This window comes from Caballeronia ptereochthonis, assembly GCF_001545075.1.
GTDB lineage: Bacteria > Pseudomonadota > Gammaproteobacteria > Burkholderiales > Burkholderiaceae > Caballeronia > Caballeronia ptereochthonis.
Map to the genome: position 1 here is coordinate 163,251 of NZ_FCOB02000007.1, position 21,658 is coordinate 184,908.

The 21,658-nt window shown below is 61.1% G+C and carries 18 protein-coding genes and 1 pseudogene; 11 read left to right on the forward strand and 8 right to left on the reverse strand.

Annotated features, from left to right (window positions below; translation table 11 throughout):
* Positions 1-30: 30 nt before the first annotated feature.
* Complete coding sequence (locus AWB83_RS09645) at positions 31-867, reverse strand: NHL repeat-containing protein (protein WP_143750032.1); 837 nt, start codon at positions 865-867, stop codon at positions 31-33.
* A gap of 305 nt (positions 868-1,172) precedes the next feature.
* Between AWB83_RS09645 and AWB83_RS09650 the strand changes: the two genes are divergently transcribed.
* The 3 genes from AWB83_RS09650 (at position 1,173) to AWB83_RS09660 (ending at position 3,994) form a co-directional block, all read left to right on the forward strand.
* Positions 1,173-2,288: an alkene reductase gene (locus tag AWB83_RS09650; protein ID WP_087044647.1), complete on the forward strand. Its 1,116-nt coding sequence runs from the start codon at positions 1,173-1,175 to the stop codon at positions 2,286-2,288.
* Positions 2,289-2,401: 113 nt separating this feature from the next.
* Entirely contained in the window at positions 2,402-3,151 is a 750-nt protein-coding gene (locus tag AWB83_RS09655) for an SDR family NAD(P)-dependent oxidoreductase (RefSeq protein WP_087044649.1), read from the forward strand.
* A 261-nt stretch (positions 3,152-3,412) separates the two neighbouring features.
* The gene (locus AWB83_RS09660) at positions 3,413-3,994 is read left to right on the forward strand and encodes a carboxymuconolactone decarboxylase family protein (protein ID WP_087044769.1); all 582 of its coding nucleotides are present in this window, start codon (positions 3,413-3,415) and stop codon (positions 3,992-3,994) included.
* Between the two features lie 572 nt (positions 3,995-4,566).
* Here the strand turns inward: AWB83_RS09660 and AWB83_RS09665 are convergent.
* Positions 4,567-5,691, reverse strand: coding sequence for an AraC family transcriptional regulator (locus tag AWB83_RS09665; protein ID WP_244197648.1), 1,125 nt, complete (start codon positions 5,689-5,691; stop codon positions 4,567-4,569).
* A 322-nt stretch (positions 5,692-6,013) separates the two neighbouring features.
* Between AWB83_RS09665 and AWB83_RS09670 the strand changes: the two genes are divergently transcribed.
* Positions 6,014-6,295, forward strand: a complete 282-nt coding sequence (locus tag AWB83_RS09670) for a hypothetical protein (RefSeq protein WP_087044651.1) — start codon at positions 6,014-6,016, stop codon at positions 6,293-6,295.
* A gap of 203 nt (positions 6,296-6,498) precedes the next feature.
* Here the strand turns inward: AWB83_RS09670 and AWB83_RS09675 are convergent, their stop codons facing one another.
* Positions 6,499-7,530, reverse strand: coding sequence for an NAD(P)H-quinone oxidoreductase (locus tag AWB83_RS09675; RefSeq protein WP_167389090.1), 1,032 nt, complete (start codon positions 7,528-7,530; stop codon positions 6,499-6,501).
* A 151-nt stretch (positions 7,531-7,681) separates the two neighbouring features.
* Between AWB83_RS09675 and AWB83_RS09680 the strand changes: the two genes are divergently transcribed.
* Positions 7,682-8,566: a LysR family transcriptional regulator gene (locus tag AWB83_RS09680; protein WP_087044773.1), complete on the forward strand. Its 885-nt coding sequence runs from the start codon at positions 7,682-7,684 to the stop codon at positions 8,564-8,566.
* A 547-nt stretch (positions 8,567-9,113) separates the two neighbouring features.
* Positions 9,114-9,956: a TauD/TfdA dioxygenase family protein gene (locus AWB83_RS09685; RefSeq protein WP_087044776.1), complete on the forward strand. Its 843-nt coding sequence runs from the start codon at positions 9,114-9,116 to the stop codon at positions 9,954-9,956.
* Between the two features lie 100 nt (positions 9,957-10,056).
* On the opposite strand, the gene AWB83_RS09690 is transcribed toward AWB83_RS09685, so the two are convergent.
* Entirely contained in the window at positions 10,057-11,115 is a 1,059-nt protein-coding gene (locus tag AWB83_RS09690) for a beta-keto acid cleavage family enzyme (RefSeq protein ID WP_087044655.1), read from the reverse strand.
* Between the two features lie 113 nt (positions 11,116-11,228).
* Positions 11,229-11,807: an RBBP9/YdeN family alpha/beta hydrolase gene (locus tag AWB83_RS09695; protein ID WP_087044657.1), complete on the reverse strand. Its 579-nt coding sequence runs from the start codon at positions 11,805-11,807 to the stop codon at positions 11,229-11,231.
* Between the two features lie 178 nt (positions 11,808-11,985).
* Between AWB83_RS09695 and AWB83_RS09700 the strand changes: the two genes are divergently transcribed.
* Positions 11,986-13,056 carry an AraC family transcriptional regulator gene (locus AWB83_RS09700; protein WP_087044659.1) on the forward strand — a complete coding sequence of 357 codons (1,071 nt, stop codon included), beginning with the start codon at positions 11,986-11,988 and terminating at the stop codon, positions 13,054-13,056.
* 30 nt (positions 13,057-13,086) lie between these two features.
* Here the strand turns inward: AWB83_RS09700 and AWB83_RS09705 are convergent, their stop codons facing one another.
* Positions 13,087-14,058, reverse strand: coding sequence for a quinone oxidoreductase family protein (locus AWB83_RS09705; RefSeq protein WP_087044661.1), 972 nt, complete (start codon positions 14,056-14,058; stop codon positions 13,087-13,089).
* Between the two features lie 88 nt (positions 14,059-14,146).
* On the reverse strand, positions 14,147-15,238 hold the full coding sequence (locus AWB83_RS09710; protein ID WP_244197649.1) for a porin: 1,092 nt from the start codon (positions 15,236-15,238) through the stop codon (positions 14,147-14,149).
* Positions 15,239-15,876: 638 nt separating this feature from the next.
* Between AWB83_RS09710 and AWB83_RS09715 the strand changes: the two genes are divergently transcribed.
* The 3 genes and pseudogenes from AWB83_RS09715 to AWB83_RS09725 all read left to right on the forward strand — a co-directional run bounded on the left by AWB83_RS09715 (position 15,877) and on the right by AWB83_RS09725 (position 19,459).
* Positions 15,877-16,719, forward strand: a complete 843-nt coding sequence (locus AWB83_RS09715; protein ID WP_087044666.1) for a TauD/TfdA dioxygenase family protein — start codon at positions 15,877-15,879, stop codon at positions 16,717-16,719.
* Positions 16,720-16,872: 153 nt separating this feature from the next.
* Positions 16,873-18,222, forward strand: coding sequence for an MFS transporter (locus AWB83_RS09720; protein WP_087044668.1), 1,350 nt, complete (start codon positions 16,873-16,875; stop codon positions 18,220-18,222).
* Between the two features lie 72 nt (positions 18,223-18,294).
* Positions 18,295-19,459: pseudogene (locus AWB83_RS09725) on the forward strand (CaiB/BaiF CoA transferase family protein).
* Between the two features lie 41 nt (positions 19,460-19,500).
* Here AWB83_RS09725 and AWB83_RS09730 read toward each other — a convergent pair.
* Positions 19,501-20,535: an AraC family transcriptional regulator gene (locus AWB83_RS09730; protein ID WP_087044670.1), complete on the reverse strand. Its 1,035-nt coding sequence runs from the start codon at positions 20,533-20,535 to the stop codon at positions 19,501-19,503.
* A gap of 181 nt (positions 20,536-20,716) precedes the next feature.
* On the opposite strand from AWB83_RS09730, the gene AWB83_RS09735 reads away from it, so the two are divergent.
* Positions 20,717-21,532: a GntR family transcriptional regulator gene (locus tag AWB83_RS09735; RefSeq protein ID WP_087044672.1), complete on the forward strand. Its 816-nt coding sequence runs from the start codon at positions 20,717-20,719 to the stop codon at positions 21,530-21,532.
* The last annotated feature ends 126 nt before the right edge of the window (positions 21,533-21,658 follow it).

Below are 21,658 nucleotides of genomic sequence, written 5' to 3' on the forward strand. Positions count from 1 at the left end.
TGTGCGGCCGCCGACATGCGCGACGACGATTCAGTCGCCGAAAAACTCCATCGCCTGCCCGTTCAAGCGAGGATGATCGACGACCACGCCGAGGCAGCGCCCGCTTTCATAGTCGAATGCGATGACGCCATCCTGCGCGGTGCAATACAGCTGGCCGTCCGGTCCGAACCGCAATCCGCGCGGACGGCGAAATGGCACGTCGCCCGCAGGAGCGAGGACGCGCACCAGCGCGCCGCTCCTTGCGTCGTATTCTCTAACAGATGTCGCTGCTGTGGGTGAGCCGAACGGAAACTCGCTCGACGCCAGCACGTTGCCCCCTGGCGCGATAGCGAGATCCAGCGGACTCATTGTGTCGTCGGCGGCGAACGTGCTATTCCTGAGTGCGCCGCTGAACCTGAACTGCAGAATCGCATTTCCGCCACGCCCATCCGGTCCGACGCCCGATGCGAGAAACAACGTGCCATCCCCGGCGAACGCGAAGCCGCGCGGAAACGGGACGATGCCGCGCTGCAGTATGGGCGTGCCGATACCTTCGAGATCGGGTGGGAATGCGGCGATGGTCCTTTCTGTCCGCAATCCGACGTAGTAGCGGCCGTCCGGTCCGAAGTTGCCGCCGCCGGCGTTCAGGCCCGGGATATGGCCCGTGTCGTATTGAATGTCGCCCCGCGCATCGAGCGCGAGAATGCGGTCGTCGCCGCTGTTGACATAGAGCAGTTGTTGGTTCGCGTGCACGCGAAGTCCACGCGGATCGACGATACGCAAGTCGTTGCTGAAAACGCCTTGCGCCGTCCCGTCCATCGAGAAGGCCAGTAGCTGGCCGTATCCATCGCCATTCGCGCTGCTGGCACTCGTCACCAGTATCTTCATGTCGCCGCTCCTTTGCCCACTGGCCGCCATAACTGCCGCTCAGCGCGCGACGAACATGGCGCGTCGCCGGCGGACATTCGGCCCTGTACCGTTACACGACCCGACGCGCCGATCATGCCTACATGTTCCGCTTCGCAACAGGCGCGCGTCAGGCATAACTGCCATTCCACCGAGGCATGACGATCCGGTCGCGGATCACGAGATGCCCGCACGGAATAACAGTTATCGCCGGCAGCTCTCTTCTGCACTGCTGCTGCGGCGACCATGATTCGCTCATCTTCAACGCTCCCCAGGGGGATGAACGAATGAACAAGCTCTTCAGTCGTACCCATGTCGGACCTTTCGAACTCAATCACCGTGTCGTTCTCGCCCCGCTCACGCGGATGCGTACCGAGGAAGGCAATGTTCGCGGCGACCTGATGGTCGACTACTACGCGCAGCGCGCTTCCGAAGGCGGCCTGCTGATTACCGACGCAACCGCCGTCTCGCCGCTTGGCATCGCGTATGTCGACGCGCCGGGGATCTACACGCTGGCGCAGGTGAAAGGCTGGAAACGCGTGATCGATGCAGTGCATGCAAAGGGCGCACGCATCTTCCTGCAGATGTGGCACGCCGGACGCCAGGCGCATCCGGCCAACACGGGCGGCGTCACGCCTGTTGCCCCGTCCGCGTTGCGCTCGCTCGAACACGCAGCCATTCGCGATGTGGACGGCAACATCATCGAAGCCGAACTGGTCGTGCCGCGTGCGCTCGAACTGAACGAAATCGCGGGCATCGTCGAGCAGTTCCGCCGCGGCGCCGCGCTTGCGAAGGAAGCAGGCTTCGACGGTATCGAGTTGCACGGCGCAAACGGGTATCTCTTCGAGCAGTTCCTGCTCGATGGCACGAACCATCGCACCGACGCATATGGCGGTCCGATCGAAAACCGGGCGCGATTCCTGTTCGAAACGCTCGATGCCGTCGTCTCCATGTGGGGCTCCGGCCGCGTCGCTCTTCGCCTGTCGCCAAGCGGCACATACGGCACGATGTCCGACAGCAACCCGCATGCCACGTTCGGCTATGTCGCAGAGCGTCTGAACAGCTATGACCTCGCCTGGCTGCATGTAATCGAGCCGCGCATTCGCGGCATCGTCGATCAGGAAACGAGCGAGTTGGACGTGACATCAAAGGACATGCGGCGCATCTACAAAGGCACGATTATCGCCGCCGGTGGTTTCACGGGCGAAAGCGCCGAACAGATCGTCGCCGACGGGCATGCGGACCTCGTCGCATTCGGACGCATGTTCATTTCGAATCCCGACCTGCCCGAGCGTCTGCGCACCGGCAAACCGCTCACCCGCTACGACCGCTCGACGTTCTACGGCGGCGATGCACGCGGTTACACGGACTATGCCTTTCATTCCGGGGCGACAGCCGCGTAGTGACGTTCCATGAGACGCAGGCCAAAACAGGTGGAAGCACCGTTTTGGCCGACTCAACCATGCATGAAACACACACGAAACACCGTGTTATTCCATTCCGGAAGGACAGCACCATGAATCGACTTGAAAACAAGACCGCCATTATCACGGGCGGTAGCAGCGGCATCGGTCTCGCTACCGCGCAGCGGTTTGTCGACGAGGGCGCTTACGTGTTCATCGTCGGCCGGCGGCAATCGGAACTCGACAAAGCCGTGCAGCAGATTGGCCGCAACGTGACGGCCGTGCAGGCCGACGTGACGAAGCTCGATGACCTCGATCGCCTCTTTGCGCTCGTCAAGGAGCGGCGCGGCAAGATCGACGCACTTTTCGCCAATTCAGGTTCGATCGAACACCGGACACTCGATGAGATCACGCCCGAGCACTACGACGCCACGTTCGACGTCAACGTACGCGGACTCATTTTTACCGTGCAAAAGGCGCTGCCGCTAATGGTCGAGGGGAGCAGCATCATCCTCACCAGCTCGATTGCAGGCATCAAAGGCCTGCACGCTCACGGCACCTACAGCGCAGCGAAGGCCGCCGTTCGATCGCTGGCGCGGACATGGACCGTCGAGTTCAAGGGCCGAGGCATCCGTGTCAATGCGATAAGTCCGGGCGCCATCGACACACCGATCATCGACAGTCAGGTTTCTTCCGCGGCCGAAGCAGACGAACTGCGGGCGAAGTACGCCGCCGCGACACCGCTGGGCCGCATCGGCCGTCCCGAGGAAATCGCGTCGGCCGTGTTGTTCCTCGCGTCCGACGACAGCAGCTTCGTCGCCGGCACTGATCTGTTCGTCGACGGCGGCATCGCACAGGTATAAGCCGCCAGTCCCATCTCTCGATGTCCGCCAACTGCGTCTCCGGATATTGCGCGGCACGGATTGCGTCGAAGTCCACCTGCGGGGATGGCGGATAGCCAGGGCGGCACGGGCCTCCACAGGTCTTGAGAACCGGGATAGTCCGCGGCGCTGAGGTCGCGGGTCCATTCCCGCGAGGAATGACAGTTATCGACACAGCCTGTCTTCTTATCACGCGCATTGCGCCTCATTATCTGCTCACCGTCAACCAACGAGGAGCAGATGATGACTTTCTTCGAATCCTTCACGATCGACACCGCACCTGCAGAGTCGAAGCCCATCCTTGAAGAAGCGAAGCGTACCTTCGGTTTTGTACCGAACCTCCAGGCGCACATGGCCGAATCACCGGAACTGCTCGCCGGCTATACGGCGCTGTGGGATCTCTTTGCGAAAAGCACACTCACGCCTCACGAGCAGCAGGTCGTCTATCTGACGTCGAACTTCGAAAACGACTGCCACTACTGCATGGCGGGCCACAGCACGCTCGCGAAGATGATCAAGATGGAGCCTGCAGTGATCGCCGCGCTTCGCGCCGGTACGGCGTTGCCGGACGCGAAGCTGGAAGCGCTCCATCGCTTCACGACGATCGTCGTGCGCGAACGTGGATTCGTTCCGGAGGCGGAAGTGGACATCTTCCTTGCAGCCGGTTATACGCGCCGCAATGTGCTCGAGGTGGTTCTCGGTGTCGCGACCAAGGTCATGAGCAACTACACGAATCACATCGTCCATACGCCGTATGATGCCTTCATGAAGGGCAACGAGTGGACGAAGCCCGAGCACGTGTCTGGTAAGCAATCTGCCGCGTGATTCGTCCAGCCTTCAACAGTCGATGAAGACGTGTCATGTCGCTGCGGGAAAACTCGATACCTTGAAGGCCGGGTTCAGTGCGGGCACGTTCCCGGCAGCGCAGGGCGGGAAATCCATCCGGTCATGGAGCGTGCGACTGGGCTTGGCACCGTAGCCGGAACTCCTGCTGTCGGATGTCGCCGCGTTCATGACCGGACAAACGCTGTACGTGGATGGTGGCGCATCAATCGGCAAGGTCGGTTCCAAATGAGTTCCGATGCAATATCGAGAACGCTTTGCAACCAACTACGCTAAAGCCGTTCGATCAGGAAATTTTCGAGGGAGGACAACACCTCGTTCTGGGCATCCTCAGGCAGCAGATGTCCACCGGGCAGTCCGCCACCCGTCACATGGATCGATCGTCAAACCGGCACATTCAGTGGCGACTTCTTCTTGCGAAGGCCTGCACGCAGGCTGTTGCATTCCGGCATACCAGGTGGTGAGGCGACGGCAACGAGCGCGGGCAGAACGGCCTTTCCCGGTTGAGTTGCAGACGTTCAGATGCCGCTAGCCGCGGCGGGATGAACGGCGCTTCATGGCGGGTCAAGACGCTCAACGTTGTGGATCAACGATGCTTGCCTGAAAACCGGTCGAACCTCTTGGGGTGCGATACCGTAAGCACGCCGGAAAGCCCGCGTAAAGTCCGAGGCGCTGTTGAAGCCGACCGAGTAACCAATCTCCTGGATGGGGATCTTGGGGAACCGGACGAGATCGTCTACCGCGGCGCGCAGGCGAAGGTGGCGGATGTAGGCTGCCAGCCCACCCTCGTGCTGGAACAGCCGATAGACCGTCGGCCGCGACAGTGCGAGGGATTCGAGCACGCGCTCCGGAGAAAGGTCGAAGTCGGTCAGATTGGCCTGGACGAAACGGCGCGCTGCGTCGAACGCAATGGCGCGCGCAATAGCGCGTTTGCTCCCCCTCAGACCCGCCTGCTCTCCAAACGCGTCCGCAATCAGTTGGACGATATCGCCGAGCCGGCGATGGGCGTCGTCAAAGGACATGCGGCGAATGTTCGCGGAAAATTCCGTTACACGCTGCCTGATGAGTTGCACGGCCGGCTCGTGCGGCGCGAGCACGCGCCCGTGTAACGCGCCGGGATCCGGGAACACCTCTCTCAGCGACGTACCGGGCACGAAGAGCGTCACGTGCCGGCACGCACGCCGTATCACATGCAAAGGCTGATCGAAGTCGACCGCGAGGACGCCGACCTCGACGGGCGTGTCTTGCCGCTTCGCCGGGCGTGCAAGGAGAGTCTCGGAATCGCCTCCGATCACAATATGAAAGGCGATGGCCCGCGCATTGTCTTGCGAGATCCGGGAAATCGTCCGCTCGAGTGTCAGCTCATCCGTATAGCTATCGCCGAAGAGGAATTCGCCGAACTCATACCAGTCAATCGCGCCGCGAAAGGGCCGCTCCATCTGCGCACTCGACAGCGCCACATCCATGATCGGGCCTATGCGCTCGCGCCATGCCAGCAGTTGCTGGCGCGCGGGCAGATCGTTCACGTCGAAATGGACACGAACGATCTGCCTGCGGGACTCCGGGCTTGCACCGGGATAGCTTTCAGTATGCGACACGAGAACCACCTTGCGAAGATTGGTCGAGTCGATGAAAACAGTTTTCTCGGCAACGAGACGGCAACGCAAAGCTGCCAGCAATTCAGGTGGAAAGCGTTAAAGCCCGTCCCGCATAACCGAAAAAGCCGGCGACACCGCGTTTCTGGATTACGACACAAGGCGCGAGAACTTGAACGCGCTCTCGCCTTGAGGGGCCAAGCTGGCAGGCAGCGCCGCGTTCGCGTCCACGCGAATCGCGATTTGAGCGACCGTGGCGCCGAGAAATGAGACGCACGGTAAAGCGTGTCGAACAATGCGAATTATTGTCGTACGGAACAAAGCAGACGGCTTTTCCGCTGTATACGGAACATGGCCTAGGGCATCGCGTTTCCGGAAGGTGCGAGACGTACGATCAGAGACAGACATGAGCGCAAAAAAACACCCTGCTCCGACGGGCGGGGCGCTGCTGCCGGCCAGCCTGGCCGACGCACAGATCGACCACTTCGAACGCATTGTCCGGCACATTACGCGCGCGGACGCGGGGGCCGCTTATCGTGGGCTCGATCATGAGTATTCAAAAAAACGCCTTCGAAAACTGGTGGAAACGCATGACCTTGTAGCCGTTCAGCGGCGACGGGTCCTGCTGCTCCTCGACCTGCTCGAGCGGCACGCATTGGTCAGCACGCGCGGCCGCACGGCAGCGTGATGCGGCCAGTCGCATGGGTTCGATGCGCCGGTTTGATTTCGGCATTTGTTTATGACCGGTTTCGAAGTGTGTCGCCAACTGGATGTGGCGCCGTTTGAATGCCCATGCAAGGGTGCTGACCAACGAAGAAGTAACGCTTTTCCTGACATCCATCACGAAACCGGCAAGAGGCTTGCACCCCCGCTTTAGCGTCAAGCCAGGCTTCAGTCAAGGAGATCGGCACCTGTCGTAAGGACAATCTTTCCAAAGTGTGTGCCGGAATCGATCAACTCATGAGCGCTGCGAGCATCGGCCAGTGTAAAGGTCTTGTAGACAACAGGCTTGATCCTGCCGCTCTCGATGTGCGGCCACACCTGCCGCTCGAGTTCATTGATGATGGTCGCCTTGTCCGCGGATGTGCGTGATCGCAATGTCGAGCCCATATGCGTCAGACGTTTCGTCATCAACGGCAAGACGTCGAGATCCTTCGCCGGCCCCTTGATCACGCCCACCTGGAGGATCCGTCCGTCCATGGCTGCGGCGTCATAGTTTCTAGCCACGTAGTCGCCGGCAATGATGTCGAGGATCACGTCGACGCCCCTTCCATCGGTAAACCGCTTCGTTTCGGCGACGAAATCTTCCTCGCGATAATCTATCGCGAGGTCTGCGCCTAGCGCCAGGCTGGCCTCCCAATGCGCCTGCGAGCCAACTGTCGTGATGATTTTCGCAGCGCCGAATGCCTTCGCCAGCATGGTCGCCGTGGTACCGATACCTGATGCGCCGCCATGGATCAACACCGATTCGCCGGCAACCAGCTTGCCGCGCTGGAACAGGTTCAGCCATACCGTCATGAACGTTTCGGGCATGGCCCCCGCTTCCACCAATGTCAGGCCTTTGGGGATATGCATCGTGTTGCAGGCGTGCGCGACTGCATATTCTGCGTAGCCACCGCCGGGAATCAATGCACACACCAGTTCGCCGATCCGGAACAGGGACACGTCGGCGCCAACGGCAACCACTTGACCTGCCACTTCCAGCCCCGGAATGTCCGAAGCGCCGGGGGGTGGATCATACAGTCCTTTGCGCTGGAAAACGTCTGGGCCATTCACGGCGGCCGCGTGGATGCGGATCAGAACCTGATCGGCGGCCGGCGTCGGCACCGGGCGCGTGGTCGGCACCAGGACCTCAGGACCGCCGGGTTGTTTGATCTCAATGGCCATCATGGACGACGGCACACGATAAGTTGAAGCAGACATGGATACCACTCCTTCTATGGATGAGGCTCGATTGATTCGGGCGAGTCATTGAACGAGGAACTCTTGCGTTCAGTATAGGAATCGACATCGATGAATAAGTGCAGCATTATTCGCGTGGTGGGATGCAAATTTGCATCAGGAGGGCGGCACGATGAACTGGGACGACGCGCGCGTGTTTCTCGCCGTGCAGCGCGAAAAAACGCTCCGTGGCGCGGCCAGAACGCTCAATCTCGATCAGGCGACGGTCGGCAGACGGATTGCGGCACTCGAGCACGCCCTACGTGCAACGCTCTTCCTGCGCACCTCCGAGGGTTACGCGTTGACCGCCGCAGGCGAGGCCGCGCTGAGATCGGCGGAGAAAATGGAACACTCCGCGCACGAACTCGTCAGGCGAACTCAAGGCACGGATACACGGCTTGCAGGGGACGTCAGAGTCACCAGCACCGACTCGATCGCGCTCGAATTCCTGCTTCCCGCCATCGAACGCCTGCATGCTGCGCATCCCGACGTGCGCGTCCTGCTGGACACCTCGACGCGCATGCTGAATCTGGCGAAGCGCGAAGCGGATATCGCGGTCCGGTCAGTCAGGCCGGATAATCCCGATCTGGTCGCGAGGCGCCTGGCTCGCTGGCCCATGGCGCTCTTTGCGTCGAATGCTTATCTCGAGCAACACGGCAAGCCCGCCGCCGGCTCCGCATTCGGGGGCCATGATCTCGTCGTCTATCAGGCAAGCGGGACCGGTGATCGATCACCGACTCTTGCGGGCGAACCGATACACGCGGGGCGCATCGTATCGACCTTCAATTCCAGCCTCATGCTGCGTACCGCGGTGAAGGCGGGCCTCGGCATTGGTGAGCTTCCGATACATCTGGCTGAACACGACGGCCTCGTGCAGATATGGCCGGAACCCGCGCGTGGGGCGGTCTACGAAATCTGGCTCGTCACGCATCAAGACCTTCGCCATACCGCGCGCATCGCGGCAATGATCGATAGCATCGTCTCCACGTTCGAGGACCCCACGACTCGCACAAAATAGTCGCGCACGATTTAGCTGCGGCCGCTGCGTGTCGCGTGACGAATAGTTCCAGGCACGTGCCACCGGAACCGGGCATGTTGTTACCATCGAGGCCACCTCGCGCGGCAGCAGGTAGCGCACCGCGAGACGGAGCTTTCAAACCCTCGATCCTATTGGTCCTCAATGTGTCACGAACCAGACCGCCGAGGATGAGATCGGGCGGTACGTCCTTTCAGCCAGCGATTACAGGCTTATTTCACATTGCCTTTGCGACAGATCATCGATTCGTGAACGTCAGTCATATACGCGGAAGGCGGCTATAGCATGGCAATCATTGATCCATCGGGGGCATCACAGATGTGAATGCCGGTGCATTCAAAAAATAAACTTCATCAATACGTCCAGTCTCGCTACGCTGACTCAATCTTCTTCACTGCACGGCTCACCGCATAAAACGGTGGGTCGATTCCAGATTTATTTTTGTCGACAAGAATAAATCAAGCGACTATCATGGAAACGACCGGATATGGAAAGCCGAGATCGTCAAAAATGAGGAGACATGCTGATGATCAAGATTGAAAAGCTCACCGCCTGCATTGGCGCTGAACTGTCGGGCGTCAACCTGGGCGACGCATCGCGCGATGCGTCCTTGTTTGCGGAGATCAAGGCGCTGTTGATGCAGCACCGCGTGCTCTTTTTTCGCGACCAGAACATTTCTCGCGAGGAACATGTCGCGTTCGCGCGCAAGTTCGGCGATCTGGAAGATCATCCGGTCGCAGGAAGCGATCCGGAACATCCGGGGCTCGTGCGGATTTATCGATCCGATGCGAAAAACCCCTACGAAAACAACTTTCACACCGACGGGCTGTGGCGGCCGGAGCCTTCCATGGGCGCGGTGCTTCGCTGCATCGAGTGCCCCGAAACGGGCGGCGACACGATCTGGGTCAATATGGTCGAGGCCTATAAGCAACTGCCGGAAGACATCAAGCGTCGCATCGCGGGTCTTCGAGCAAAAAGCAGCATCGAACATTCGTTCGGTGCGGCGATGGATCCCGACGAACGCCGCAAGCTCGCTGCGCAAAATCCCGACGTGGAGCATCCCGTCGTGCGCACGCATCCGGAAACCGGCGAAAAGGTCTTGTACGTGAGCAGCTTCACGACGCACTTCGTCAACTTCCATACGCCGGACAACGTCCGTTATGGACTCGACAAGACGCCGGGCGCCAGCCTCCTGCTCAACTATCTGCAAAGCCAGGCGCTGATTCCCGAATATCAGGTACGTTTCAGATGGAAACCCAATAGCATCGCCGTCTGGGACAATCGCTCCACGCAGCACTACGCGGTCATGGACTACTGGCCTGCTCCGCGCAAGATGGAGCGCGCGGGCATCATCGGTGACCGGCCTTATTGAAGCATCGCGGCGCGCTGCTTCCCGAATAGCAGCACGGCCAGCGTATCCGGTTCATCTATCGGATAACGCTGGCCGTGTCTTTTCTACTTCGCTCGCGGCTTCAGGCGGTCTTGCGCAGGAAACCCTGATTGCCACCGTTGCGATTCGGCGCGAAGCCATTGGCCTGCAAAGACTCCTCCACCGTATCGTAGAAGACCCCAATACGCGAGATCTCGCGTGCCTGCTGCGCCGTCGCGATCTCGCGTCCGAATTCCCGCGAGATGCGTACCAGTTGCTCGATCTGCCTGACGGTACTCATCTTCTCGGTGCGCGACTGATTCCAAAGGCAGTCCTCGGTGCCGCAGCGGACATGCAGACCCGTGGAAATGCCCCACATGTTCACGGGCAGCACGTTGCGCACGTTGCTTTCCACCGTGACCACCGCGCCATCGGGAACGGCACGGATGAAGTTGGCGAGGCTGTAGACGTTCGGCGTATCCATGCCGCCGGCTATCGCGACCCAGTTCATCACCAGCGGGCCTTTGTAGAAGCCACGTCGCATCAGGCGCTCGACCGACTCGAAACTGTTGAGGTTGTAGCACTGGAAGGCGCTCTGAATACCCTTGGCCGTCAGACGCCGAACATGCTCCTCGACCCATCCGGGCTGCGCGGGAACGGTCATCTCCTTGTAGGCATTGAACAGTGCGGGCTGCTCGCGCGACGTGCCTTTGAAGTCCGCGTCTTCGGCCTGATCCGTGACGTTCATCTGCGAAGTATTCACCGTCACTGTCACCTGATCCGGCTTCGGTTCGAGTTCGGCCAGCATGTGGCGCGTATCGTCCGACAGCCATTTGGCGGCCTGCCCTTCGTCTTCGGGCGCGAACGAAATGGAACCACCGACCTGGATGATCATATCCGGCACTGCCTTGCGCACGCCCGCAATCAATTGATTGAACATCGACAGGCGCTTGCTGCCCTTGCCATCCAGCTCGCGCACGTGCAGATGCAGCACCGTCGCGCCTGCGTTGTAGCAGTCCACGGCTTTCTGAATCTGGTCTTCCATCGTGACCGGAATGTCTTCGGGGAAGTCACCGGGCAGCCATCCGGGCGCATACGGCGCGGCCGTGATAATCAGCGGTTGCTGGTTCTCGGGAAAGAGATGACCGTCGAGAAAATTCATGTTGATTTCCAGGTGAGAGGCAGATTTCCTTGCGGCAGGTAGACAGCGCGCGAAGGCGATGATTGTGTCCGCTGTCGCGAGCGGACGCGGACAATGCGGTACAGCGCGTGACGCTACCGCGACTTGGCGAGTTCGCTGATGAATGTCTCGGCCAGCGGCCATTCGCCAAAACCCGACGCCGGATTCAGATGACCGACATCGCCGAGTTCGACGAAGCGGCTTCCCCACGCGCGAGCAAATTCGCGAGCGCGCGCAAGACGCGTCAAAGGGTCATTACTGCTGGCCGCGACGATGCTCGGAAATGGCAAGGCGCTACGCGGAATCGGTAACCATCCGTGCTGGTTCAGTGCGTCGATCGTCGGATAGCCGGGCGGCATCGGCGTTTCGAGATCCGCCGGCGCCGCAAGCAGTGCACCGTGAATCGCACGCGAGGCATAGCGGCTCGCCCAATGCGCGAGCATCATCACGCCCGCACTGTGCGCAACGACGACGACCGGACCTTCGATCGAACCCAGTGCGCGCTCGATCGCATCGACGCGTGCAGCGCAACTGAGCTTGTCATGCTCGAGCGGCGCGACGCTTTGCACGCGCGGCAGCTTCTGCGCGAGCAGAGTCTGCCAATGGTCGGCCACGTGTTCACGCAAGCCCGGAATAATGAGCACTGTCGCGGATGTAATGTTTGAATTGGACATGTTTCGGTGATTGGAGGGTGAAAGCGAAAACCGCACAGCGTCTTTCATGCACGCGCGGATCTCATGTAGTCGATTCGGATAACCATTTTTTTTCGAAGTTTGAAATCAGCGGGTTTTCGACGCTTGACAATGCATGACACGGGGTTATCCTCTAACGACAACCTCTCGCCTCCTTCCGATGTCCTCACTCGTTCGCGCCGCATGCCTCACTCATTACAGTGAGGTCGCTCGTGCGTCAGCACTCGATCCCGTGCGTATGCTTCTCGATGCGGGACTCGATCCTTCCGTGCTCGACAATCCGGATCTCAAGATTCCTGTGGAGCGTGGCGGGCAATTGCTGCAGGCTTCCGCCGCCGTGTCGGGAAACGAAAGTTTCGGGCTGTGCATGGCCGAGTCGCGCCGGCTGTCCAATCTCGGCGCTGTGGGGCTGCTCATTCGGGATCAGGCCACGCTTCGCGATTCGCTCGGCATACTGATGCGCTATCAGCCCGTGCTCAACGATGCGCTATCGCTGACTATCGAGGAATGCGGCGGGCTCGTCATCATTCGCGAGGCGGTCAGGGCCGGCAACGCGCATCAGTCCACGCGCCAGAGAATCGAACTGGCGCTCGGCGTCATGGTGAGTCTCATTCGTCAGCTCATCCGCCCCGACTGGCGCCCGCGGCAGGTCTGCTTAGAGCACGCGGCGCCACGCGAGCTCAGTACGCATCTGCGATTCTTCGGCCCTTGTGTCGAGTTCGATCGTGATTTCAACGGCATCGTCTGCGCAAAGACCGATCTCGATGCGCGCAATCCTTCAGCCGACATCGCCATGACGCGCTATGCGCAACAACTGCTCGACGCATCGCTCGTCACGCAACACGCGACGACACTCGAGGCCGTGCAGCGAGCCATCCTGCAACTCTTGCCCAGCGGCCGTTGCAGCATCGAACAGGTCGCCGAACACATGGGCATGGTCTGTCGAACCGTGCAGCGCCGTCTCGCCGAAGAGGGACATAGCTTCTCGTCCATCCTCAACGAGGTTCGCAAGGAGCTCACGACAAGACATGTCATCGAAGGCGATCGCCCCCTGATCGACGTCGCGGCCCTGTTCGGCTTTTCTTCGCCGAGCGCCTTTTCGCGCTGGTATCACGCACAATTCGGTTGCAGCCCCAGGGAAAGCCGCGCACGGCGCGACGCCATGCATCGGCAGACGACGCAAGACTCGCGTCGTCTGCCGGAGCACCGGCTCGTCACGCGATCCGGGTAGACCCTGCACGGATCGCGCCCGTCTTCGTCGTCACGGCACGAGCACCGTGGAGCCCACCGTCTTGCGCGATTCGAGCGCGCGATGCGCGTCGGCGGCTTCATCGAGCGCGAACATCTGTCCGGGCTCGCTTTTGATTTTCCCGGCCAGCACGAGATCGAAAAGCTCGCGAGCCATCGACAGCATGTGTGAGCGCGGCGTCGCGTAATGCACCATCGCAGGCCGCGTCACCCAGAGCGATCCCTTGCGAGCCAGTACGCGCGTGTCGATCTGCACGGGACCGGACGATGTACCGTTGCTCACCAACGTTCCGCGCACCTGCAAGCTGTCCAGCGACGCGTCGAGCGTGTCCTTGCCCACCGAGTCGAAAACCACTTCGACGCCCTTGCCATTAGTGAGCTCACGCACGCGTTCGGCGATGTTTTCCCGCGAAGTCACGATGGTGTGCGTGCAGCCATTCGCCTTTGCCACTTCGGCCTTCGCATCGGAGCTGACCGTGCCGATCATCGTGACGCCCAACGCGCGCGCCCACTGGCATGCGATAAGACCGACGCCGCCCGCCGCAGCGTGATACAGGATGGTCTCGTGGCCCTTGAGCGGATACACCTGACGAAACAGGTACTGCGCGGTCATGCCCTTCATGATCAGCGTCGCGGCCGTTTTGTCGCTGATGCCATCGGGCAAGGGAATGAGCACATCCGCGGGCATCACTCGGACGTCCGAGTAGGCGCCCTGCGGACCCAGCAGATAGCCGACGCGGTCGCCTACCTTGATGTCATCGACGCCTTCGCCGATGGCTTCGACCACCCCTACGGCATCGGAGCCGAGGCCATTGGGCAACGCCAGCGGATACTGCCCCGTGCGAAAATAGATGTCGATGAAATTGACCGCCACGAATGTATGACGCACACGCGCCTCGCCAGGGCCGGGTTCGCCGACCGCAACGGTTTCGAGACGGAGGACCTCGGGGCCACCGATTTCATCAAAGCGAATCGCTTTTGCCATGTTCAACTTTCCTTGGTGAAGGATCGACTATTCGCGCGGCTCATTGCGCCGCGCTTTCGGGACATCGCGAGATCATGTCGGCATCGCATCAGAACATCTGGCGAATCCCGACTTCAAAGCCCATCTGATTCGAGCCGCCGAACGGAGCGGCGGGAACGGCGGTGCCCGCCGATACCGAGTAAATCGCGCCTTTTCCATGATTTTTCATATACCCCGCGACGCCATACACAGATGTGCGCTTGCTCAGGAAGTAGTTCGCCCTGACCATGCCGAGCGTGCCATCGGCGTCGTCGGCGGCATTGCCGATATGCGAAAGCTGGGCGTCGAACTGCCATGCGCCATAGAGAACGGATGCGCCGAGATATTCGACATCCGTCTTGACCGAGCGCACGTCGCCGTGCAGAAGACGATGTATCCAGCCCATGCCCAGGCGCACCAGTCCGACGGTGAGATGACCATTCACCTGATAGCGGCGGTCGGTATCGCCGGAGTTGGTGAACGCGACACCGGGCGCGCCGGGCACGACCGTATCCGGCGCGGAACCTTGCCCGCCTCTCAGCTCCTCGAAGGACGTCGCGACGCCCCAGTTGCTCGCGTCGTACTTGATCATGGCGGACAAGCCGCGGCAGGCCACGAAGTCGCCTGCAACCTGACCGCCGCAATTGCCGGCCGTCGATGTATCCCGGCCGAACGAATATGTTGCGCCGACGGTGAATCCATAGAACGTGCCCATATAGGCGACGGCGTTATCGAATCGGTCGGCCAGCAACGCGCTATCGAGCGAACCCAGACTGCCGATGCCGGCGGGACCGACGATGTTCGCATCGGTCATCGCCCATGTCTGCATGCTGTACTGACGCCCGAAGGTAAGCTGTCCCCAGCCGTTCTTCAGGCCGACATAGGCCTGACGCCCGAATAGGCGGCCGGCCTGCTGCAGCGCGCCGTTCGAGAGGGAGAAGCCATTTTCCAGCGTGAAAATCGCTTTCAGTCCTCCGCCCAGATCTTCCGATCCCTTCAGGCCCCATCGCGAAGGCAAGTCTCCGCCGCCGATCACCGGCATGCGCGCAACCGATCCGCCGCTCGGGGTCGCGTGCGTCAGGTATTCGACGCCTGTATCGACGATTCCGTATAGCGTGACCGAACTTTGTGCGAATGCGGGCGCACACGCCAATGGTGTCATCAAAGAAATCGCAAGTCGTACTTTCCTCATTTCGTCTCCGCGTTGTTTATTCTGCATACCGAATCTTTGATCATGCGGCCGGTCTACTGTCCGATCACGGTTTCCACGCATGACGTCGGCGGCATCAAGAATCGACGAGCGAAAACATGCAGCATCGCGCTGGACTCAGTTTAACAGCTAGACATATTCATGTCGACATAAATTACTGAAAACTCGTGGATTCGCAGCCGCTCGAACACCGTGCCGATACGCTGCGCCCCGCCGACGCACATGTAGTTGATCACCTATGGGTCGACACCCGAACGGCCCTTTCTCGCCCAACAGGGAACCGCCTGATCGTTTGAAATCCGCGTTGCCACCGAATGAAGCGATCGTCCGAGCCAGTCTAGATTTGTCCCGGACCGTCGACTTGACGAATCGAGCCACAGACTTGGCATTTGCTGACACTCCGGGTAAACGCCGAAGCGCCGCCGGCTGTCATGCCCCCGATGCCAAACCGTGACGCGATCAGTCAAGCGCCCGAATCGTGTCGTCAAGACAATCAAGCCCGTAACGAATTCACCGACGCGCGAGCAGTCCGCATCGTTCGATGCATCCCCGACGCGTCGCGACCTCATGAATTAAAGGAAAGCGCAACCATGCGAATCAAACCGCTTACATGCTCGATCGGTGCGGAACTCACGAATGTGAATGTTGCGGACGTCGTCCGAAGCGAATCATTGTTCGCCGAGATCAAGGCGCTGCTGCTGAAACATCGCGTGCTGTTCTTTCGCGACCAGGACATATCGCGTGCCGACCATGTCGCCTTTGCCCGCTGTTTCGGCGATCTCGAAGATCATCCCGTCGCCAACACGGTGCCGGGATATCCCGGTCTGATCGAGATCTACAAGAGCGAGAAGCGCGATCACTTCGAGAACACCTATCACAGCGATGCCTCGTGGCGCGCGAATCCGCCCAGGGCCGCCGTATTGCGCTGCATCTCGTGTCCCGATGTCGGCGGCGACACCATCTGGGTGAACATGGTTGAGGCGTACAACAGCCTGCCGGAAGAGATCAAGACGAAGATCGCGGGCCTGCGCGCCAAGCATGGCATCGAGCATTCCTTCGGCGCGATTCTCGCGACCGAGGAGCGCGAAGAACTGATCAGAAAGAACCCGCTGGTGGATCATCCGGTGGTCCGGACGCATCCGGAGACAAGTGAAAAGGTCTTGTACGTGGGACCGTTCTCGACTCACTTCATCAACTATCACAGCCCGGAGAACGTGCGCTTCGGACAGGACAAGACGCCGGGCGCGAGCCTGCTTCTCAACTATCTGATCAGTCAGGCGGCCATTCCGGAGTATCAGGTCCGCTTCCGCTGGGAACCTAATAGTCTGGCGATCTGGGACAACGTGGCGACCCAGCACTACGCGGTGAGCGACTACTGGCCGGCGCCGCGTCGCATGGAACGCGCGACCGTTCGCGGAGACCGGCCGTTCTGAGCGCACATGGCGCGCGCTGACATCGGATGCAAAGTCTTTGTCACGGGTTGCAAAGCGGCCCGCCGAACAGAGCTTAGAGTCGAAGGGGCCGAGTGATGGCTCGCACCGTAACAGGTTCCGCGCGAAACAAGATAGTCCAGGAGACAAGCAAGCATGCACGTGATTTCCGATGCGCCCTCTGCCAGCCATCACGACGGCTACGTCACAGGCCCGCACCAGGCGTGGTTTGCCTTCGTGATGACCTTCGCGCTCATGTTGTTCGACTTCATCGATCGACAGGTGATCGTTTCGCTCTTCCCTCACATCAGGAGCGAATGGGGTCTCAGCGACAAGCAACTAGGCTCGCTCGTGTCGATCGTCTCGATCGTCGTGGCGGCAGGCGGCATTCCCGTCGCACTCATTGCCGACCGGAAGGGGCGCGTGAAAAGCATCATCGTGATGGCGATCGCGTGGAGCCTTGCGACGATATCGTGCATGTTCACCGGCAACTACGGCCAGTTGTTCGCCGCACGCGCGGTCGTCGGGCTTGGAGAAACCGGCTACGGCTCGGTCGGCGCGGCCCTCATCTCGACGTTGTTTCCGCGGCGACTGCGAAGCGCGGCGCTCGGAGCGTTCTTCGCGGCGCCGTCGCTGGGCTCGGTGCTGGGCGTGTTCCTCGGCGGCATCATTGCGGCGCATTGGGGCTGGAAGGCCGCGTTCGGCGTCGTGGGTGTGCCCGGACTCGTGCTGGCGCTCGTCTATCTGCGCGTGCGCGACTACGACTCCGTGCCGCTGACATCGGGTACGAGCCGCGCCCCGCAGCGTCTGGGTGAAACGCTCAGCCATATCTTCGGCACGCTGGCGCGCACGCCTACCTTGCTGTTCGTCTGCGCGGGCGCGGCGGCGCAACTGGTCACGGTGTCCGCCATCTGGTCATGGCTACCGAGCTATCTTAACCGTTATCACGCCATGGATGCCGAGGCCGCGTCCAGAGCGGCAGCGGCGGTCGTCCTGATCGGCGCGCTGAGTTGCACGTTCTGGGGCATCGCGGTGGGACGCGTGGCGCAACGCAAGCCGCGCAACAAACTGCCCGCGTTGTCGGTGCTTTGCGTGACGACATCCGCCATCTTCATTACGGCCTTCGGCGGACACTACACCGGCGATGTGCAATTCAGATGGATCGTCGTGGGCGCATTCTTCATGAACTGCACGGTCGGTGTGGTGGCCGGCGTCGCGATGGACGTCATTCATCCCGGCATGCGCTCGACGGGCGCCGCGGTGCTGTCTCTGTTCCAGAACATGTTCGGGCTGGCCGTCGGTCCGTTTCTGGCGGGCATCCTGTCCGATCGCTGGGGTCTGCAGCATGCACTGACTCTCACGCCGCTGTTCAGTCTGCTGGCCGCCGTGTTCTTCGCCATCGCCATGCGCAGCTATGACCAGGACGTCGCGCGTATCGCCGCGGTCGAGCGGGACGTGGCGCCCGCCGTCGCCGAAGATCGCGTGCCTGAACCGCAAACCGAGTGACGGTGGCGCGCGCTTTTCGAGCCGACGAACCACGCAAGTCCCGTTTCCTCCTTCACATCATCAGGAACCTCGATGTCGAATCATATTGCTTCGCTGCCGCTCGCCGGCGTGCGCGTTCTCGACCTTTCCCGCGTGCTCGCAGGCCCGTGGTGCGGCATGGTGCTCGGCGATCTCGGCGCGGAGGTGATCAAGGTGGAGCATCCGCAACGCGGCGACGACACACGCGACTGGGGCTTGCGTGCCGGTTCATCGGGGACGTCCTATTTCAACAGCGCGAATCGCAACAAGCGCTCGGTCACCATCGACCTGCAAACCAGCGAAGGACAGGACATCGCGCGAGCGCTCGCACGGCAGTGCGACGTCGTCGTGCAGAACTTCAAGCAGGGCGGCGCCGACAAATTCGGACTCGGGTATGCGCAACTGAAACGGGAAAATGAGTCGCTCATCTACTGCTCGATCTCGGGCTACGATCCGACCGGAACGGAAGCTGATGGCGTTGAATGGCGAGGCCAGCCAGGCGCCGCTCAAATTCGGCGTCGCCGCCGTCGATCTGTTCACGGGCATGTACGCAGCACAGGCAGTGCTCGCGGCATTGTTCGAACGCCAGAGCACGGGACGCGGCCGGCACATCGAAATGGCGCTGTTCGATTGCGGCCTCATGATCACGTCGTATTACGGACTCGAAGCGCTGATGACGGGCAAAGACCCCTTGCGCTACGGCAATGCGCATCCGTCGATCGTGCCGTATGGCGTCTTCGAGGCGCAGGACGGAGCGCTCGTCATTACTGTCGGCAACAACGCGCAGTTCGTTCGCTTCTGCCGCGATGTCATCGATCGACCCGACCTCGCCGAGGACGACCGTTTCCGCACGAACATCGCCCGGGCACAAAACCGGTCGACGTTATTGCCGGAGATCGATCGCGAACTTTCGCGGCACAAACGCGCCGTTTTGCTGGAGCGACTGAAGAACGCGAGCATTCCGTGCGGCGAAGTGCTCGGTCTGCACGAGGCGTTGTCGTCGGAACGGGCGACGGGTTCCGGTCTCGTCACGAACGTGCCGCATCCGGAAACCGGCGAGATGCAGGTGCTCGCGCCGCCGTATCGTTTCGACGGAACGCGTCCGCCTGTGCGGCGCGCGCCGCCGCCACTCGGCGAAGGCACGCGTGACGTGCTTCGGTCGCTGCTCGCAATGAGCGACGAGCAGATCACGCAACTCGAAGCGGATGGAATCGTGTGACCTTTATATGATTGCATTGCCGCGCGGGACGTCGCAGCGCGTCAGTGTGCTTCGTTCACGTCGTCACGCGCGACGTCTGCAAAGTAGTCCGATCGCCATCGTGTGGGCGGCTTGCCAAACTCACCGCTGAACCATCGCGAGAACGCGCTGACTTCGGAGAAGCCCACGAGATTCGCGATGTCCGACACAGTATGGTGGCGATTGCCGAGATATCGCATCGCCAGTTCGCCGCGCACTTCGTTGACGAGCGCGGAGAAGCTTTGTCCCGCCTGCTCCAGTTGCCGCTGCAGCGTGCGGGGCGCAAAGCCGAGGCGCTGTCCGACGCGTTCGATGGCGCCCTGCCCTTGCGGCAACAGGATATGGATCGCGCGCCGCACCTCGTCCGTTATCGATGCGGGCCGCGATGGCAGCCGCAAATCGAGCAGCTCTTTCGCGTAACGCGCGAGCGCGGCATCGCCGAGCGGATTGGGCCGATCCAGTTCCTCGCGCGTGAGCGCGATGGCGTCGAACTCGGAATCGAATTCGACATTCGGCCCCAGAAACGGCCGATGAAACCGCATGCTCTCGGGCGCGGCATGCGCGAAATACACGCCACGCGCCTTCCACTGCGCGCCGAGAATGCCGCGGATCAGATTGAACACCGCGCCGACAGTCAGCTCCACGATGTCGCGCCCGGGATCGGGCCGCCCGGTGACCAGCACCACATGCACGAGCGACACTTCGCCAAAGTCCGCCACGCGGATCGAAACCGAATCGCTCAGCATGTGACGATACCGCTCGACTTCCGCGAGCACATGGCGCAAAGTCGGCTGATGCTGGAGATAGAGACTCACCGCGCCGAAGTCCGACAGCCGCCACGCTTCGCCGATGCGCACGCCGAGCGATCGAAGCTCCGTCGATCGCACCGACTCCTGGAACACGCTCGCGAGCCCGGCCTCCGGAATGCGCAAATCAGGCGCGCTCAGACATACCGGGTCCAACCCGGCTTCACGCACCTTGCAGATGGGATCGATGCCGACGGCACGGGCGATATCGGAATACTTGATCAGCGATGCGCTGCGAACGAAAATGGCCATTTAAAGATTGTCGAATTCAGCCGGTAAAACTATAGGATAGACGCTGCGGCGTCTGCACGGAATAACCACTATGGCTTTCGGCGAGCCGCCGCGCCTGCCCGGTTCGTGTCGGTTATATTTTTGTCGACATTACATACAGTGCGTCCTAGAATCAGGATGTTAAAGACCGCCCCGGCTCGTCATGGCTCGACATAAAACGCAAAATCTTCCCGACCTCTCCGCGCTTCTGACGCCGAAAAATCCGTTGATGCTGGCCGTCGAGCGCGCCGTGCTGCGCGGGCAGGATTCGGCTTATGCGTCTACGCCGATAGCCGAGCAGATCGCGGCGCGCCTCGCCGGGGTCATCACGCTCGATCTGCTCAAGTCGGGACAACGCCTGCTCGAAAAGGACATCAGCGAGGTGCTTCACGTGAGCCGCGCCCCGGTTCGGGAGGCGCTGCGCATCCTGGAACGGGATCGTCTGGTCGAATTTCAGGCGAGACGAGGTGCAATCGTCACCGCGCCTGACGAAAGCGAGCTTCGTGACATCTTCCGCGTGCGCAGCGTGCTCTATCTGACGATGCTGGAACAGGTCGCCAACGAGAGCCCGGCCGAACTGGAAGCGCTCATGTCCGAGCGGTTGCCGAGGCTCGTCAAGGCGGCCGATGAATCTCCGGACGCGTATGCAGTGGAAAGCTTCCTGCTGAACTTTGCGACTGTCGATCTGTGCCGCAACCGGCTGCTGGTGGATATTCTGCAATCGATTTCGCTGCGAACGCTGCGTTATCTGAGGCTGAGCATGGTGGCAGATCCGCAGTCCATTCGCACTTCGCTCAAACGCTGGCGCGCGTTGCACAAGGCAATCGTCGGCCACGACAATGAAACGCTGCTTTCGCTGGCTGCACAGCGCCTCGACGAAGCACGGGATGCCGCGGTTCAGGCGATTGCGCCAGTATCGACGACGCGCCGCGCCGCGAAGTCGCCGAAGCAGAGGACGCCGGTAGCCTCGCTCGACTGAGCCCTTCCTGCATCGCTTCGTGATTGCGGATAGAGCGAAACGTCCTCTGCATCCGCAGCGCATTGACGATTGCGCATGCGGACGTCGTGCCGCACCTGCTTGCCCTTCTTTCTCTTCTCTTCACGT